The organism is Ferroacidibacillus organovorans, from assembly GCF_001516615.1.
GTDB classification, from domain to species: Bacteria; Bacillota; Bacilli; order Alicyclobacillales; family SLC66; genus Ferroacidibacillus; species Ferroacidibacillus ferrooxidans_B.
The window spans coordinates 21,093-39,256 of record NZ_LPVJ01000007.1 but is presented as its reverse complement, the minus strand read 5'-3'; the positions used below and the strand labels follow the sequence as shown (position 1 = coordinate 39,256).

Annotated in this window: 15 protein-coding genes and 1 pseudogene; 1 reads left to right on the top strand and 15 read right to left on the bottom strand. The window is 52.0% G+C overall.

What is annotated here, in order from left to right:
• Positions 1-54 precede the first annotated feature (54 nt).
• The 13 genes and pseudogenes from ATW55_RS02695 to ATW55_RS02635 form a co-directional block, all read right to left on the bottom strand.
• Entirely contained in the window at positions 55-1,002 is a 948-nt protein-coding gene (locus ATW55_RS02695; protein WP_067711959.1) for a dipeptidase, read from the bottom strand.
• A 44-nt stretch (positions 1,003-1,046) separates the two neighbouring features.
• A complete protein-coding gene (locus tag ATW55_RS02690) occupies positions 1,047-1,826 on the bottom strand; it encodes a TIGR00282 family metallophosphoesterase (RefSeq protein WP_067711956.1) in 780 nt (259 codons plus the stop codon).
• A 69-nt stretch (positions 1,827-1,895) separates the two neighbouring features.
• Entirely contained in the window at positions 1,896-3,446 is a 1,551-nt protein-coding gene (gene rny / locus ATW55_RS02685) for a ribonuclease Y (protein WP_067711953.1), read from the bottom strand.
• Between the two features lie 229 nt (positions 3,447-3,675).
• Complete coding sequence (locus ATW55_RS02680; protein WP_067711950.1) at positions 3,676-4,416, bottom strand: regulatory protein RecX; 741 nt, start codon at positions 4,414-4,416, stop codon at positions 3,676-3,678.
• Between the two features lie 3 nt (positions 4,417-4,419).
• A complete protein-coding gene (recA, locus tag ATW55_RS02675; RefSeq protein WP_067711947.1) occupies positions 4,420-5,478 on the bottom strand; it encodes a recombinase RecA in 1,059 nt (352 codons plus the stop codon).
• Positions 5,479-5,843: 365 nt separating this feature from the next.
• The gene (locus tag ATW55_RS02670) at positions 5,844-7,439 is read right to left on the bottom strand and encodes a DEAD/DEAH box helicase (RefSeq protein WP_067711944.1); all 1,596 of its coding nucleotides are present in this window, start codon (positions 7,437-7,439) and stop codon (positions 5,844-5,846) included.
• 51 nt (positions 7,440-7,490) lie between these two features.
• Positions 7,491-8,729 carry a competence/damage-inducible protein A gene (locus tag ATW55_RS02665; protein WP_235586968.1) on the bottom strand — a complete coding sequence of 413 codons (1,239 nt, stop codon included), beginning with the start codon at positions 8,727-8,729 and terminating at the stop codon, positions 7,491-7,493.
• A gap of 86 nt (positions 8,730-8,815) precedes the next feature.
• Positions 8,816-9,394, bottom strand: coding sequence for a CDP-diacylglycerol--glycerol-3-phosphate 3-phosphatidyltransferase (gene pgsA / locus ATW55_RS02660; RefSeq protein ID WP_067711941.1), 579 nt, complete (start codon positions 9,392-9,394; stop codon positions 8,816-8,818).
• Complete coding sequence (rimO, locus tag ATW55_RS02655) at positions 9,395-10,720, bottom strand: 30S ribosomal protein S12 methylthiotransferase RimO (protein WP_067712031.1); 1,326 nt, start codon at positions 10,718-10,720, stop codon at positions 9,395-9,397. It abuts the gene before it with no gap.
• A 124-nt stretch (positions 10,721-10,844) separates the two neighbouring features.
• Entirely contained in the window at positions 10,845-11,336 is a 492-nt protein-coding gene (locus ATW55_RS02650; RefSeq protein ID WP_067711938.1) for a YajQ family cyclic di-GMP-binding protein, read from the bottom strand.
• 14 nt (positions 11,337-11,350) lie between these two features.
• Entirely contained in the window at positions 11,351-12,283 is a 933-nt protein-coding gene (locus ATW55_RS02645) for a helix-turn-helix domain-containing protein (RefSeq protein WP_067711934.1), read from the bottom strand.
• Between the two features lie 12 nt (positions 12,284-12,295).
• Positions 12,296-13,053, bottom strand: a pseudogene (locus ATW55_RS02640) (DUF3388 domain-containing protein).
• Positions 13,054-13,094: 41 nt separating this feature from the next.
• Complete coding sequence (locus tag ATW55_RS02635; protein ID WP_067711931.1) at positions 13,095-14,105, bottom strand: hypothetical protein; 1,011 nt, start codon at positions 14,103-14,105, stop codon at positions 13,095-13,097.
• A gap of 186 nt (positions 14,106-14,291) precedes the next feature.
• Between ATW55_RS02635 and ATW55_RS02630 the strand changes: the two genes are divergently transcribed.
• Positions 14,292-14,636: a hypothetical protein gene (locus ATW55_RS02630; protein WP_067711928.1), complete on the top strand. Its 345-nt coding sequence runs from the start codon at positions 14,292-14,294 to the stop codon at positions 14,634-14,636.
• A 21-nt stretch (positions 14,637-14,657) separates the two neighbouring features.
• Here the strand turns inward: ATW55_RS02630 and ATW55_RS02625 are convergent, their stop codons facing one another.
• Positions 14,658-15,317 carry a hypothetical protein gene (locus tag ATW55_RS02625; RefSeq protein ID WP_153004988.1) on the bottom strand — a complete coding sequence of 220 codons (660 nt, stop codon included), beginning with the start codon at positions 15,315-15,317 and terminating at the stop codon, positions 14,658-14,660.
• Between the two features lie 184 nt (positions 15,318-15,501).
• Positions 15,502-18,138 carry an FtsK/SpoIIIE family DNA translocase gene (locus tag ATW55_RS16670; protein WP_067711924.1) on the bottom strand — a complete coding sequence of 879 codons (2,637 nt, stop codon included), beginning with the start codon at positions 18,136-18,138 and terminating at the stop codon, positions 15,502-15,504.
• Positions 18,139-18,164 lie beyond the last annotated feature (26 nt).

Sequence of the window (18,164 nt, the reverse complement as noted above, 5' to 3'; positions counted from 1 at the left end):
GTTTGCACCTCACACATTGATCTCCCAGCAAACGCTGGAAATACGTCCCAAACGTTAGCGAAGCACGGATTCCAAAACGCGTAGCCAAGACTCTCCTGCGATTTTTTTTGCCAAAGGCTCTCCATACGCTCGATAGAGTCGCTCCAAAAGATCCGGATAAGATCGTCCGTCGCGTAACCCCACAGGTCCCTCATCGATTCCGTCAAAATCAGAACCAAGACCAACCGCGTCTTCACCTGCGATTGTCAAAAGATAATCAATGTGACGCAACACATCATCGATAGACGCGCCTTTCTCTGCGAGAAAAGGCGGAACAAACGTTGCGCCGATCAACCCGCCAGAGCGCGCAATGGCTCGAATCTGGTCATCTGTCAGGTTTCTTCTATGTGCGTGGACACGCATGGCATTGCTGTGTGAGGCGACAATCGGGGCCCTTGAGGTATCAAGCACATCCCAAACGCCCTGAACACTCAAGTGGGAGACATCAATAACCATGCCTAGCTCATTCATCCGCTGCACCACCTCAAATCCAAACTGCGTCAGCCCGCCCCCGCGCAACTCGCCTACACCGTCTGCGAGACAATTCTGACCGTTCCACGTAAGGCCGATGAGGCGAATTCCCATACGGTACAATCCGTCTAACACGCTGATACGGCGGTCAAGGCATTCCGCGCCTTCGACACTCAGGAGTCCAAAAATTTGATGTTGTTCAGGATTACGTACATTCGCCAAATCAGCAGCAGACAGAATCGGCGAAACGCCTTTTGGGACAACCTCATCATAGAATCGCTGGAGCGAAGAAAACACTTCATACAATTGCTCCCCACTGGAGAGTGCAGGTTCAACAAACGTCACAAAAACTTGCAGATCGACGCCACTCGCTTTTAATTTCTCATAGGATTGTTGAAGTTTCGAATCAACATCGCCAAACGACAGATTTTCGCGACCCATGCGATACAAAATATCTGCGTGTCCATCAACAACTCGATTCCCCTGAAACATGGCTCAACCTCCATAAGAGTGACTGAATGCAAAACCATTACACTTTATCCTTCGAGCTGTTGTATGCGTTCGATTTTTGTGACTCGACCATTGTCGGCAATGTCAATCAAGACACCTGACAATTGTAAATATCCGTCTGCGACATCGAACCTCGCCGGCAATTGATCGATAAATTTGCGAATGACGGTCTCTTTGCGTACGCCAAGCACGCCGTCACGCGGTCCCGTCATGCCGACATCCGTCAAATATCCGGTTCCGTTCGGTAAAATACGCTCATCCGCCGTCTGAACATGTGTATGCGTGCCGATCACCGCCGTCGCTCGCCCATCCGCATACCAACCAAACGCCAACTTTTCGGAAGTAAACTCAGCGTGAAAATCGACAAAAAGTAGATCGAAAGAAGCCGAGTGATCTTTATAGAATTGATCAAAAAAGAGAAATGGATTACTCCCAAGCGGGATCCCGGCAGGTCCAATGAGGTTTAGAACCGCCACAGTTCCCCCATTCACTTTGACGATGGTGTACCCCTGCCCCGGTACTGACGTGTGTAGATTCGCGGGTCGAATAATACGCGGATCATCGCCAAGCCAAGAAGCAGTGTCCTTTTGATCAAAGGCGTGATTGCCAAGTGTCAGGATCTCCACTCCCGCATCGTACAGTCGCTCTGCCGCCTGCCGTGTAATTCCGCGGCCATTTTGCGCTGAGTTCTCTGCGTTTGCAATCACGAGATCCGGACGATGTTTTGTCACCAGATCAGGCAAATAGCGGACAACTGCTGTCACTCCTGGATGACCTGTAATATCGCCAAGCATCAACCACCTCATTGCGCGCCTCCCTTTTGAAAAAAAATCCAATCCTTCAAAATAAAAATAAGGGCAGCCAAAAGGCCGCCTCTATTTTGCGTATTCTACTGCTCTGGTCTCGCGAATTACCGTGACTTTAATTTGCCCAGGGTAATCCAGTTCACTCTCAATTCGCTTTGAAATCTCGCGCGCTACGCGAATTGACTCTGCATCATCCACTTGCTCTGGTTTTACAATAATTCGTATTTCGCGTCCCGCCTGAATCGCGTATGACTTGTCCACGCCTTCAAACGAGCACGCAATCTCTTCAAGACGCTCAAGCCTCTTAAGGTACACGTCAAGCGATTCGCGACGGGCACCAGGCCGCGCCGCAGACAATGCGTCTGCAGCCCCGACGAGCACCGACACGGGTGACGTGTATTCAATATCTCCGTGATGCGCTCCGATTGCATTGATGACAATCGGGTGCTCACGGTATTTCTTTGCAAGGTCTACACCAATTTCTACGTGCGAACCCTCCACTTCATGCGTAACTGCTTTTCCAACATCGTGAAGAAGTCCTGCGCGCTTTGCCAAGGCCACATCTAAGCCGAGTTCTGCCGCCATGAGTCCAGCCAAATGGGCTACCTCAACAGAGTGCTTGAGCACATTCTGACCGTAACTCGTACGAAACTTAAGGCGTCCCAATACCTTAACCAAATCCGGGTGAATCCCATGGATGCCAGCTTCAAACGTAGCCTGTTCCCCTTCTTCACGAACACGCTCCTCCACGTCCCTGCGCGCCTTTTCAACCATTTCTTCAATGCGTGCCGGGTGGATTCGCCCATCCGCTACCAATCGCTCAAGAGCAATCCGCGCAACCTCGCGGCGGATCGGGTCAAAGCCGGACAAAATGACCGCTTCCGGTGTATCGTCAATGATTAGGTCGACACCCGTTAATGTCTCAAGGGTGCGGATATTACGGCCTTCGCGGCCGATAATCCGCCCTTTCATTTCATCACTTGGCAATGTCACGACAGAAACCGTAGTTTCTGCCACATGGTCTGCCGCGCAACGCTGAATCGCAGTCGCAATAATTTCTTTCGCTTTCCGCTCAGCATCGTCACGCGCCTGCGTCTCAATCTCCTTCATTAAAACGGCGGCATCGTGCTTACACTCCGAACGTACTTGCTCAAGTATCATTGTCCTTGCTTCTTCGCGCGTCAAAACAGCAATTCGTTCCATTTCAAGGGTGCGTTCGGCAACAAGTGCCTCTGCATCCTCACGCAATTTATCAAGGGTTCTCTCTTGCATTGCGAGGGATTCTTCACGCCGATCCAAGGATTCATTCTTGCGATCAAGCGCCTCCTCTTTTTGCAGAAGTCGGCGTTCCAATCGCTGAACCTCAAAGCGTCTCTCGCGAATATCGCGCTCTGCATCCGTGCGAATTCGGTGTGCCTCTTCTTTTGCTTCAAGAGTTGATTCTTTTAACTTGGCTTCTGCCTCCCGCTTCGCCGCCTCAATCAACTGTTCCGCCTGTGCCTGAGCCACAGACAGTGAAGTTTGGATTGATTTGCTTCTCATCAAAATCATGAGAATACTAAAGGCTACCACAAGGATGAGCAGAAACACGACAACCAAAACAATTTCTTCACCGCTCATGGGCAATCTGCCCTCCCTGCTCACTATACTTCGAGCGCGGGACGTCGCATGAATTCACTAACGCTTTCAAGACCGCTTCAAAGACCAGAACTGTGTCGCAAACGTTTCGAGAAAAAATCGACAGCAGGTATACGCTCTATTAGTATAAATCAGCCCATTCACCGCTGTCAAAGCAAATCTCGGCCTTTTCCTCACTGTCTACGAACCATTCCCCACCCCTTCGACTGTCTCACTCGAATTCAGCATCGTCACTCTGCCCCACATCTTCATAATCCTCACCTTGCGATGCCCCGAACTGTTTTATAACGCGCGAAACCGTACTAGGTTTAAAACCGCGACGACTCAAATATTGTCCAAGAAACATGATCCCAAGTCGAAACGTTTCATCTTTTTGCAACCCTTGCCTGGCCAGTCCCGAACGCCGCATCCGTTCCACTTTTTTTTCAGCGCGTCGCAGCAGTTCGGGAAGCTTCTTTTCAGCGAGTTGCATGGCCGCCTTCTCTTCATCACGTTCCACTTCACGCAGTGCGATGTCTGTTATCCGACCTTCAATTCCTCGTTTTGCTAAACGCGCGGCGACACTACGATTGCTGACGGATTGATGCATCGACTGCTCCACAAGACGACGCGCAAGCTGTGCATCAGATAGAATTTCAAGTGTCGCCAAGCGACCTATCGCCATCTGACACGCCGTTTCAGAAAAACCTTTACGCTTCAGGTAGCGCGCAAGCTCACGTTTCGAGTGCGCTCCCCGCTCAAGATAGGTTAACCCCTGCTCATAGGCGTTGAGTGCTTCTTCATGCTCTATCAGTTCGCGATGGAGCGTCTCTGTGAAGACCGTCCCTGACGTTACACTAAGTTCAATGAGCGACATGGCGTGATACGGTCCGCATTCCGCTTCATTTTCAAGAATAAGCACGCGATGTGAACGTTTTTTCGGGACAGGTTCAATTCGTTTTACTTGCGCCACAGATCAATCTTCGAAATCAAAATCGTCGTCATCATCGTCAACCTTGAATTGCGGCTCATCTTTTGGCGGTGCCGCGCTCGTCACGGTCTTATCCCGAATCAATCGTTCAATCCGATCCGCCATCTCCGCGTGTTCTTTTAAAAATTGTTTCACATTCTCCTTGCCTTGTCCCAGTCGCTCATCTGCAAACGAGTACCAAGCGCCACTCTTTTGTATGATATCAAGTTCAGCACCGAGGTCGACCAGGCTTCCTTCACGCGAAATGCCTTCTCCAAACATGATGTCGACTTCTGCCTGCTTAAACGGCGGTGCCACCTTATTCTTGACAACTTTGATTTTTGTTCGGTTTCCCACCATATCATTGCCTTGTTTCAAAACCTCGGCCTTACGCACCTCCAGGCGAACAGACGCATAAAACTTAAGTGCGCGACCGCCTGTCGTCGTTTCTGGATTGCCGAACATCACGCCCACTTTTTCACGGATCTGATTGATAAAAATTGCGATCGTGCGCGACTTGTTAATCGCACCGCTCAATTTGCGAAGCGCTTGCGACATGAGGCGCGCATGAAGCCCGACATGAGAATCCCCCATGTCACCCTCAATCTCTGCCTTTGGCACAAGTGCGGCAACCGAGTCAATCACGATCACGTCAACGGCTCCACTGCGCACAAGCGCCTCTGCAATCTCAAGCGCCTGCTCCCCCGTATCCGGTTGAGAAATCAAAAGTTCATCAATATTAACGCCAAGTTTTTGCGCATACAGCGGATCCAGTGCGTGTTCCGCGTCGATAAACGCAGCCTGTCCACCCAATCGTTGCGCCTCCGCGATCGTGTGTAGCGCAACGGTTGTTTTTCCGGAAGATTCCGGACCATAAATCTCAATCACGCGCCCTTTCGGAAATCCGCCGATGCCAAGCGCAATATCAAGCGCTAGCGAGCCAGAAGACATCACCTCGACATTCATCGACGAACTGGCTTCTCCGAGTTTCATGATCGAACCTTTGCCAAACTGTTTTTCAATTTGCTTGAGCGCAAGATCAAGCGCCGCTTTGCGATCTGCCAATGGTATCCCACCCTGATCATCATAATCCAAAATGCGCCTATTGCATTTTAAGACACTTATCTCAACTTGAAGAGAAACTATCAAGCAATTCAAGTTAACCTCAAACGTATTGTACTACGACTTTATAAAAACACAAACATCTGTTCGTGTATCTCCGATACGCACAGCCCCTAAAATTTGTTGCTATCAGCCAAACTCTTAATAATGCCAATCCGTGACAACACGCAAAAAGTAAAGGATAAAAAACTCAATCCGTCGGCATCACTTCACTTCACTTCATTGCATGATACCATGCCCCACAAAGAAACCGACTGCCCATGCAGTCGGTTTCATCCTTGCGAAACATATGCTTAATAGAGCGCCGCTCAGTACGAGCGCCTTGCACCGCCACCCGAACGCGGACGGGCAGGCTCAAGATTGACACGCGCGCCATTGATGCGCGATTGACGCAGTGACTCATAAACAAATGGCGCTGACTCCTCGGCAATCTCGATAAACGTAAACTTGTCAAAGATGTCAATCTTGCCAATCGCCGTCGTCGGAACGCCGGACTCCTCTGCGATTGCGCGCACCAAATCGCCAGGGCTCATGCGCGCGCTTCGACCAATGTTCATAAAGAAGCGCACCATGCCTGTGCCGCCACCGGTTTCTCCAAAGTTGTACGTATCGGCGGTTTCTGCCTCAAGTTCCCCTGCGCTCGCCAGTTTCAGTGCGGCTGCCGCAAGATCAATCGGATCAAATTCGTCGACGAGTTTGCCAAGGATTGCACGATAGTGCGCGAGGCCACCCTCAACCGTCGTGCGCTCAAGCCGCTCACGCCAGAGTTCCGCCTGACGCTCTGCAACGTCTGCAACCGACGGTACTTCGCGCGGTTCGATAATCGCTTTTGTATCACGCTGAATCGATTTGAGCAACTTGAACTCTCGCGGCGTGGCAAGCGTGATCGCCAATCCGCGCTTGCCTGCGCGCCCCGTGCGTCCAATGCGGTGTACATACGACTCTGTATCTTGCGGCATATCATAGTTGACAACATGCGTCACATTACCGACGTCAATACCGCGCGCCGCAACATCCGTCGCCACAAGCAACTCGATATCTCCTGTGCGGAATCGTTTCATGACGCGATCCCGTTGCGCCTGACTCAAGTCCCCGTGCAGACCGTCTGCGAGATAGCCACGCGAAATCAGCGCCTCCGTAAGCTCATCCACGCCGCGCTTTGTGCGGCAAAAGATGATGCCAAGTGTCACATCTTCACTGTCGATGATGCGGCAGACGCTCTCCAGTTTGTTTCGATCGAGTACTTTATAGTAGTACTGATCGATCAGCGGAACCGTCAATTCATTTTTTGCCATCTGTACGTGTTCCGGATTGTTCATATAGCGGTTTGCCAGGCGGCGCACTTCTGTCGGCATCGTCGCCGAGAACAAAAGCGTTTGGCGATTGGCCGGCGTCTCTTTTAAGATGGACTCAATATCTTCGATAAAGCCCATATCAAGCATCTCATCCGCCTCGTCAAGCACGACCGATTGCACTTGATCGAGCTTGAGCGTTCCGCGGCGGATGTGATCAAGTACGCGTCCCGGCGTTCCGATCACCACGTGCACACCTTGCTCAAGCGCGCGAATTTGATGACCAATCGATTGTCCACCATAGATTGGCAGTGTGCGAACGCGCTTGAATTTCGCGATGCGGCGCAGTTCACCCGCCACCTGAATTGCAAGTTCCCGCGTCGGCAAGAGAATGATCGCCTGCACGTGGCGGCCCGTTCCCGTCTTGTCAATCAGCGGAATGCCAAACGCAGCCGTTTTCCCCGTTCCTGTCTGCGCCTGTCCGATCACGTCTTTTCCTTCCATGATGAGCGGAATGCATACGGATTGAATCGGTGACGGCTCCTCATAGCCCATTTCACTGATTGCTTCTTGCACTTTTTTGTTCAAATTAAAATCCAAAAACGTTGTCATTCGATCACCTTATCCCTTCAAATTCATGAGATCTCGCGATCTCACGATCCTTCAAATCTTCTTCATGGCCTGAATCACTAAAAACAGCGCATGCTTTGCCGCGCGAATGCGCACTTGCGTGCGATCCCCCGAAAAGAGTCGGCGCGTTACGTTCGTAGTTTTACCATCTGTCACACCGATATAGACAAGCCCTACCGGTTTTTCTATTGTTCCGCCATCCGGCCCGGCGACGCCCGTCACCGACACCCCGACATCCGATCCGGTTGCCAAGCGCACACCCTCTGCCATGGCATAAGCCACTTCTTCACTGACCGCACCGTGTGCTTCAAGTGACATCTTTGGAACATGGAGCAGTTCTGTCTTCACAGCGTTGTCATACGCCACGACCGATCCGCGCAACACGCGTGAACTGCCCGCACAGTCGACCAACATCGATGTCAGAAGTCCACCTGTACAACTCTCTGCAAACGACACCGTTTTTTTGTTCTCCAACAGTCTGGAAAGCACAACAGAGGCGAGTGTTTCATCATCATAGCCATACACATAGTCGCCAAGGCGCTCTTCCAACTCACCCTGAACAGGCGCGATCATGCGGCGTGCCTGTTCATCTGTCTTTGCACTTGCCGTGATGCGAAATACCATTTCGCCTTCAGACGCCAGCGGCGCGACAGTCGGGTTTACACCTGCCATCAAATCCTTCACTTCGAGTTCGGCGGATGACTCCCCAATGCCATAGAGGCGCACGACACGACTGACAATCACAGAGTCTCCCATGAGTTGAACAAGCCGCGGCCGCACAGACTCCACGTACATCGGTCGCATTTCAAGAGGCGGCCCCGGCAAAAGAAAAATATGTTTTCCCGACACCTGCACATATTGACCAGGCGCTGTCCCGCGCGGATTTGGCAGAAAAACCCCCGCACCAATTCGCCACGCCTGTTTCTTGTTATTCTCTGTCGGCGCACGTCCAAGGCGTTCAAAAAACGGCGTGACATGTGCCACAAATGCACCCTCGTCAAATGTGAGCGGCAAACCAAAAGCGCCGGCTACCCCTTCACGCGTCAGGTCATCCTCCGTGGGACCAAGCCCACCTGTCAGAATGATGACGTCCGAGCGGCTGGCAGCCTCCTTCAAGAGTCGAATCAAACGCTCTGCATTGTCCCCGACAACGGTGTGATAAAACACGGAGATACCAATCGCCGCAAGGTCTTGAGAGAGAAATTTTGCATGCGAATTGTCAATCTGCCCCAGAAGAATCTCCGTGCCAACCGCAATCAATTCAGCCCTCACCGCCACTCCCCCTGTCCCATCACCGCGAATGCCCATATAAGCGACAGTTCCAACAGGCAACCCCGCCTGTCCCTTATACAGCAATCTCACTGCGAAACGCTGATCACTTTCCAATTTTTAACAAAGTAATCGACCCCGCTCAAAATGGTCAATACCACAGCCAGGTAAATTGCAATCGTTGCAAACGGAAGATGAATAAGCGAGAAGGGGAAGTTGTTTAACAAAAGCGCGACAAGCGCCACCATCTGCACGCGCGTCTTCCATTTGCCAAGGCTGCCGGCGGCGATCACGACACCGTCATCCACAGCAATCAGGCGAAGACCAGTGACTGCAAACTCGCGACTGACGATGACAATCACAACCCACGCGGCGACTGACCCTTGCGCAGTGAGCGCAATCAAGACAGCATTAACGAGGACTTTATCGGCGAGGGGATCAAGAAACTTCCCGAAATTGGTGATTTGATTGTAGTTGCGGGCAATGTACCCGTCAATCCCGTCGGAAATCGTCGCAATGACAAACAAGATCGTCGCCAGCAACTGATTGCCAAACAACACAGTGCCCCCTGTCACGATGCGAAAAAAATGCACAGGGGTGAGCATGAAAAAGATGACAACCGGCATGAGAAGAACCCTGGCTACCGTAATGCGATTGGCCAGATTCAACTACACAGCCTCCCCGACTAAATCAAAGTCGAATGCATGCGTGATGCGAACCGGAACGATCGAGCCTACCGCGAGCCTGTCTCCTTTGACATAGACGACACCGTCGATTTCCCGTGCGTCAAACGGTGTTCGCCCGACAAACGAAGCATTTGCCGCTTCATCAGTGCCCTCAATGAGAACGGGGACGACCGTGCCGATCAATCGCTCCAAACGTTTTGCGGCGACTTCACGCGCAACTTCCATCAATTCACTGGCGCGCCGTTCCTTTATTTCCTGATCCACTTGATCCGGCAATTCAGCAGACGATGCGCCCTCTTCGGCAGAGTAGGTAAAAACACCGACATGGTCGAAGGCCAACTCTTTTACAAACGCTTTGAGCGCCTCAAAATCCTCTTCTGTTTCCCCGGGAAATCCAACGATAAAAGATGAGCGAAGCACAACACCCGGGATGCGTTCGCGGATTTTTGATACCAATTCGCGAACATGGCGCTGCCGGCCCGGCCGTTGCATCGCACGCAAAATGTGATCCTGCGCGTGTTGAAGCGGCATGTCCACGTACTTGACAACCTTGTCAAGTGAGCAGAACGCCTCAATCAATTCGTCGGTAAAGAAGGCAGGATACGCGTAGTGAAGACGAATCCACGCTAAACCTTCGATTTGTTGAAGGGCAAAAAGCAACTCCGGAAGACTGCGCTTACCGTACAAATCCATACCAAATTGCGTAGAATCCTGCGCAATCAAATTGACTTCCCGCACGCCATCTGCAACGAGCAGTTCTACTTCGGCGACAATGCTCTCGATCGAGCGGGAGCGAAACGCACCACGCATTTGCGGTATGACACAAAACGTACACTTATGGTCACAGCCTTCAGCGATTTTGACATAGGCAGAAGCCTGTGCCTTCTGCCGAACGCGAGGTGTATGTTGATCGTAGATATACACGGGATTACCAACAAACTTCGGCCGCTCACCACGCTTCGCAAGCTCAGTCAGTTCGTGAATGCGGGTAAACTCCCCCGTGCCCACCACGCCATCGATCTCAGGGATTTCAGCCAACAGCTCATCCGCATAGCGCTGAGCCATACAACCTGCAACTAGTAACGTCTTTTTCGTGCCGTCCTTCAATTTTGCCATTTGCAAAATGGTGTCGATCGATTCCTGTTTCGCCGCATCGATAAACGCACACGTATTCACGACAATGACGTCTGCGTCGTTTGCATCCTCCGTCAATGCGTACCCTTTTTCAGACATCAATCCGAACATCACTTCGGAGTCAACCAAGTTTTTTTCGCAACCGAGCGTCACAACTGCGATTCGACGAGACAAGAAGATTCCCCACTTTCGGCAAGGCAAAAAAATGGAGCGGTTGCCCGCCACCGACGTTACACATCTTTACCTGCTAAGAAGTATACCAAATCATGTGCGGCTGTGTCAAAAAACACAAAACACCTCAGCGATAATTGGTGAACTGTAATTCAACAGACAAATCTTGTTTCCGCAAAAGAGCGATGACCGCTTGCAAATCATCTTTGTCCTTTCCTGTGACGCGGACCTGATCACCCTGGATCGATGCAGTGACCTTGATTTTGCTGTCCTTGATCAGCTTTACAATCTGTTTTGCCACGTCCGAATCGATCCCGCTTTTTACCGTAACCACTTGGCGAACCGTCCCGCCTGCCGCCGGCTCCAGCTTGCCGTACTCTAAAAATTTGAGGGATACGCCTCGCTTAATCAGTTTCGACCGGATGATATCAAGTACCAGCGACAATTTGTACTCGTCATCGCTCGTGACGACAATCTCTGTCTCACGCTGCGCAATCGAACTTTTGCTGCCTTTAAAATCAAAGCGTGTTTCCAGTTCTTTTTCGGATTGATTGACCGCATTCGCCACTTCTTGCATATCTGGTTTTGATACCACATCAAAGGATGACTCCTTTGCCATCTGCCATTACCTCCTTACTGAAACGTGTAGTGATAGACGCCGTCCGCTGAATATGCGGGAACCACGTGATGATCAAGCGAGATCGTGACCACCTGATTTTTTCCCAGCCAGAAAGTCACAGGTCCCTGTGCAGTAAACTGCTTTGACTGTCCACCATAAAGTGTCCCACTGATCACGGTTTGCCCACCCGCCGTTACTTGCATCCAACAAGAGGTGTTCTGCACTGAAATGGTATAGGTTACTGGCTTTGTGGTTGCAACACGATACGTCGCAAGCGTGTTGGTCTGACTGACCAATGTAAAAAGAGGCGTAACAGCGTGGGGCAATACGCCTGATCCGCTCCCGTGATGAACCGCCGCACTCGTTCCGGCATTTTTTCCGCCCGGTTTTTTCGTGTGTGCGGTTTGTGGCACCGTTTTTGTCGAAGGAGACTTAGAAACGGTCGAAGAGGCGTGATGCATCCCAAGGAGCGCCCAAATCCCACCTCCAACGATCACGATCGCCGCAAGAAACCCTATTAAAACACCGTTCACAGTCATTGGAGCCTTTTCTCTCGGAGCGCTTTGAACAGCTGACTTTCGCGAACTCGCAGGTCTATGCGCGCTTTGGGACGGCGCTTTTGTAACGCGGGAATCACGCGTCGGCTCTAAAGCAGGCGACGTCGCGGCGTCGCGTACACTTCCAAGATAGAGATTGGTGAGTTCTGCACCGTTTAATCCCAAAAAGTCAGCATAGCTTCGCACAAAACCGCGCGTGTATACATCCGCCGGCAAACGTTCATAGTCTGCCGCCTCAATCGCTTGAAGGTACCTTCCGCGCACTTTTGTCGCCTCGACGGCATCTTCAATGGAGAGACGCTTTCCTTCACGCGTTCTTCTCAGATAGTCACCGAGTTCGCGAAGTCGCGTGTGCTGTGCATCGGGTTTTCGAATCCCGTCGTTTGGCATGCGCCTGCCTCCTCACATCGTATCTTTATGCAGAACGTCTTTATAGTCGATCACCTCATCCGGATGATTGCGAAGTTCTATGATGCGATCAAACAAATTCCACTGAAACTCTGTGCGATTGACAAAAAGATCTGGGTGTTCAATGATTTTTGGCGCATTCAGACGCAAGATCCGGCGCACCAAACGAAGATGATCCTCGTTTCCTCTCATTGTCGACACAATGCCGTCAATGATATACACATGATCATCTAGACTTAATTCATCTTCGTCCAAATCGGTTCGCAGCGTCTGTTTGAGCAGTGTTGAACTGACAAATGTCCAGCGCTTTCCTGCGTAAACGCTCGCCGCGACGATCGACTCTGTCTTTCCACGCGCGGCATGCCGCGCACACCCATGACCTGATGGCCTGGCGTCTTAAGATGTTCGCCCATGAAGTCAACGAGAATCCCCAAATCTTCCCGCGTAAAACGAAAGACTTTGGACGTTTCATCATCCTGTTCAATCAATCGTCCATGACGCAACGCCAAACGGTCGAGCAGCGTCGGCGGACGAAGCGCTGTAACGGTGATGTTGCCGACTTGGCGAAGAATTCCCTTGAGCGTCTCAATCCGTTCTGGTTCATTTGTGCGCAATAAAAATCCGCGTCTTCGCTCTGCAACACCGCTCACCGTCTCAATGTTAATCGAGAGCATTCCCAAAACGGACGCGATGTCTCCGAGCAACCCGAATCGATCGTGATGAATATGATACTCAAAGTACCATTCTTCCATCGATCTTTTCTCCCCCCTTTACAAGCAAAATCACATCAATGCTACGCCTTTTTCTTCGCCATCTTACCCGAGTGGGGTTTTGTTCCGATCACAGGCAGTCCATACGATGCGAGCACCGTATCGGTCGGCGGGCTGAGCGCATACTCCGTCGGCTTCAAAACACCCCGCTCAAGGAGCAATCGATAACGTGAAACGGCGGCATATCCATAGCGTCCGGCACGTTGAATGCGCAAGTCACTTAAACTCACAGGGATAGACAGCGTGCCAGAGGCCCCCTGCTTACGCTCAATGTATTGATAGACCGTGTGAATGCCTCGCGCCAGGACCGCTCCTCGCAAAATGCGCAATGCGGCATTTGGATCAATCTGCCCCGTCATGTCAATGAGAATTGCACCGGTCTGCGCGATCGAATCAATCTCCTGTTGACTCATCGGCGAAAAGACGATGACCACTTGGCCGGCACGCAAAGCACCCGGTTTCCCAGTATAGCGTCCCATGTCGACCAATATGCTTTTTGCGTGCGACACATTCAAGCCTGAGGCGATCGCTTCAAGCAGCCCTGACGATTGTGTCGCTTCATACACATCTATGACCCCTGACGGCTGAATGCTTCCCGCGAGATAGCCCGCCAGCGAACCCACCGCGAGGGTTGGGACAGGAACAAGCGAGACTCCGGCGAATGACGCGCCCGCACCGATTGGCGTCGATGTTGAGAGCGTAAAAACGTGGGATGCGCCGATCTGGCTTGCAACCTCCTGCGAAAGCGTCGCAGGCATTCCAACCAAGATCGCATCACTCGGTTTTTTGGCATATACCGACTGCATTACGCTGGCAGGCGTCGCATCTGTAAAATTAGGTTGAACGCTCACGCCGCTCGGTGTCGTTGCCAGCGCCTCTTGAACGAGTGGATCGGCGAGAAACGCAGATGTGCCTGCAACTGTTATCGAAATTTTGGGTACGGCAGGCCGCAGATGCGCCACATTAACAAAACCGCATCCCGCAAGCGTCGAGCAAAGCATCAGGGAAATCATGTTGTACCATACGCGTTTCATGAATGATATACACACCACTTTTAGAGCGAATCCAATGCGTGAGGTTTTCTTACCATCCGTGCCATTGTACCATGTGAATTGCGCGTCACAAAATGGAGACTGCGATTTTTACTACAAAACTTCTTGTCAAAATTGCTTGCCGATCGCGCACAAAGAACGCATAATCATAGATGAGGTGTGAATCCATTGAAGAATGAACATGATCATTGCTCTGTCGCACAGGCGTTTTATCAACTTAATTTTTATCTGCAAACCATCGGTGTGTCCTTTACGATTAAAGATCTCTATCGAGCAGCCTATTTTGAGACGCGCAAAGATCGCTACCAAGATGAATGGTTGAATCATCTCGAAGAGGATCCGCACGTCCTTGAAAGCATGAAAGAGCCGTTTACGACATACTCCATCGCAGAAACGCTGATTCGGACAGGACACGAACCGATCTTGCGCGCGCTTATGAATCGCGCCCGAGATGAGAACATCGGTTTTACCCAAGCGTACATTGTCGGCGCCCGCAAACGACCCCAGTCTTAATCAACGCTTGCTTGTGGTGAACTAGGGTGCGCTGTATTGGGCAAAGCCCTGCCTGCTGATCGGCCCTGTGTCGCGCTGGAATGCCGTAAGTGCCGCGAGTGGCATTCCGGCACTCCCTCCACTCACAGGTACAGTCAACGCGTGCGCCGCGAGATCGCCAAGTCCTGCCGCCAACACGTAGCGCCCATTGCTCTCAAGATCAACCTGCGCAAAATCGATCCGATACGGCTCGCGTCGATATGCGGCAAGCAAAAACCGCGCCGCAATGCCTTCAGCTGCACGCTCACTCGCCGCATAAGACGGCAGTGCGCCTGTGGCTGTAATTGAAAGCCCGCCATCCACTTGGCGAACAATATACACATCTGTCAGTTCAGGAACGGCCGCAATGAGTGGTGCAATCACGCGATTCTGGATCGCCGTCGTTATGTTTTGGTGAAGCGCCGGGAGATCGATTGATCCGCCTTGCTGAAAGGGCATGCGCGCACTTATTTTGACTGTCGGCTTTGCAGAGGCACCGAGAAGCTTTCCGCTTAGCCCCTGAAACGTATTTAGTGATTGGTACAAAACCCACTCCCTGGTTTGCGGCAGCGCAGCGAGCGTTACGCCACAGACCAAAATACCCATCAACACGCGACGGGCACGTCTCCTCGCTTTACGCCCATTCCCTTTGCTCAAGCTCAAGCCACAATCCCTCCGAGCAACTTGTCCTCTCATCCTATGCAAAACGCGTGCGAGGCATGACAGCCTGACGAGATTGTCAAGACAGCCACCTCACACGCGGATCATAATTTTTTAAAAGAGGACACTTGCCATCAGCTGCTCTTTTCAGGCTTCACCCAAGCACATTTTCATCACAAACCGTAAACTAGCCTGCGTGATTCTCTTTACGCGCCAGCCACTCCTCTTTGCTAAGATAAATTTCTCGTGGCTTGCTGTTCTCAAACGGACCGATAATTCCCAATTCCTCTAGCGAGTCAATCAAGCGCGCAGCACGCGAATAACCAACCTTGAGCCGACGCTGCAAAAACGAGACGGACGCCTGTTCCGATTCCACCACGACGCGCACGGCATCCTCAAACAATGGATCGAGTTGGTCGAGATTCGACGTCACCTCCTCTGGCAACGCACTGAAATCTTCCTGATACTCCGCTTCCTGCTGATTGCGGACAAAATCAACCAGCTTCTCCACTTCAGACTCAGACAAAAACGCGCCCTGCATACGCAAAGGTTTTGAAGCGCCAACAGGCAAGTACAGCATATCTCCTCGCCCAAGCAACTTTTCTGCACCACTTCCGTCAAGAATGGTTCGCGAATCAACACTGGAAGAGACTGAAAAGGCAATGCGCGACGGAATATTTGCTTTGATCAGCCCCGTGATAACATCAACCGATGGGCGCTGCGTCGCGACGACAAGGTGAATGCCTGACGCGCGCGCCATTTGCGCGAGACGACAGATCGCATCCTCCACATCCCCCGGCGCAACCATCATCAAATCCGCCAATTCATCGATAATCACGACAATCAGGGGGATGCGCGGTTTCCCAACGCGCTCCGCATAGTTGTTGTAACGCTCCAGATCGCGCACGCGGGCTTTTGAGAACAGATCGTAGCGCCGCTCCATCTCGACAATCACCTTGCGAAGCGCCGCAGCCGCGCGCCGCGCCTCTGTTACAACAGGAGCAAAGAGATGTGGAATCCCATTGTAGACACCGAGTTCCACCATTTTTGGATCAATCATGATGAATTTGACTTCATCCGGCTTGGCGCGAAACAGGATGCTTGCGATAATCCCGTTAATGCAGACACTCTTGCCAGAACCGGTCGCGCCCGCAACCAAAACGTGCGGCATGCGTGCCAAATCCCCGATAATGGTCTGTCCCGCAATGTCTTTTCCAAGCGCGAAAGACAGCAGGCTTGGCGCCTGTTTGAACGCCTCTGTCTCCAGCACCTCGCGAAAGGTGACCACCGCAATCTCCGAATTCGGAACCTCGATCCCCACTGCCGATTTGCCGGGAATAGGCGCTTCAATGCGAATATCGCGCGCGGCGAGCGCGAGCGCCAAATCGTCTGATAGACTGAGAATGCGGGAAACCTTGACGCCACTCGCCGGTTGAATTTCATACCGAGTCACAGCAGGGCCGCGACTCGTGCCAAGCAAACGCACCGAAACACCAAAACTTTCGAACGTCTCAACCAATTTTTTCGCTTGACCTTGCAATTCTTTTTGCAGAGCAAGTGCATCTGCCCGACGATTTGCGCCGCGATCAAGAAGGCGTGGATCAGGCAGGCGATACGGTTTTGACGGAGCGGGCGCCTTGTTCCCTTCCCCATCTTTTTCACCTTCGATCTGCGAACTCACCCGATAGGTGCGTGGCGGATCTAGGAGTTCGCCCGCCTCTGGCTGCGCGATGCGAACTGTAAGGATCGAACGCTCTTCATCAAGCGTCCATGCGCCAGTATCCTCCTGCGCCCCAAGCGATCCTTCACGCAGTCTCCCCGCATCCGCGAGTTCTTCAGAAGCTGTCTGACCATGACTTTCATCAACCTGTGGCAGATGGCGATCATCCTCGGCAGGCGCATCAAAAAATGCGTTATAGACCCCATCCTGCGGGACATCGCGGCCAAAATCCTGAAACGAAAAAGATTCTGGTTCTTCCCGCCAGTCATCAAGTGTCTGCTCGCGCTGCGACTCATCATTTGCTGCGCGCGTCGACAGTTCCTCGCGCGCACCGCGCGAGCGCTTCCTTGTCGCGCGGGGCATTTTTTGAACCGTTTCGCCTCTATCGCTTTGTGCGCTCTCCTCTTTTTCATCCGCGCGCAAAGCGCGCGCTGCGCCCCGCCTTGCTTTAACGCCTTTTTGCGCAGTCAGCGCGCGCGCAAGCGCAGTAATCACACTTGTCCAGCCGCGATCCACCCGATTTTCAAGGGATCTTGACATACGCTCAATGGTCTGCACCAAGGACTTGCGCGTCATCAAGACAAGCGCCGCAAGCACTGCGCCAACCATGACAAGCACCGTGCCCGCCACGGCAAATAGATAGCGCAGACCTGAAAAAATGGCAAATCCGACCATGCCACCGCCAGCATTCGCGGGTGGAAGCGGTCCGTTTGACGTGAGGATTAAACTGTGAAGCGAGTCACTGAGCGTCGTAATCCCAACTTGAGTCAGCCGCAAGAGATCCGGATTTTGACCATACATTGCCACACCCTGCGTGTACAGACTGAGTTCACTCCATGTGACAATGACCAAGAGAAGGATAAAAAGACCCGTCTGAAATCCCGTGTAACGAAAGCGGGCGCGTTTGATCATGATGATCAGCGCCATCCAAAGAACGTAAAGCGGTATGATAAAATGCCAGTTCCCGGCCAGCATGATACAAAGATCGTCAAGCGCCAGTCCGACTGCGCCGAGATCTCCGAGCGTGACAAAGCCGAGAATCAACAGGGCAAGCCCCAACAACTCATAGCGAAGCACTCGTTTTGCGTGATCCAGTTTTGCCATATCATTCCCCTTCGACCTATTTCATT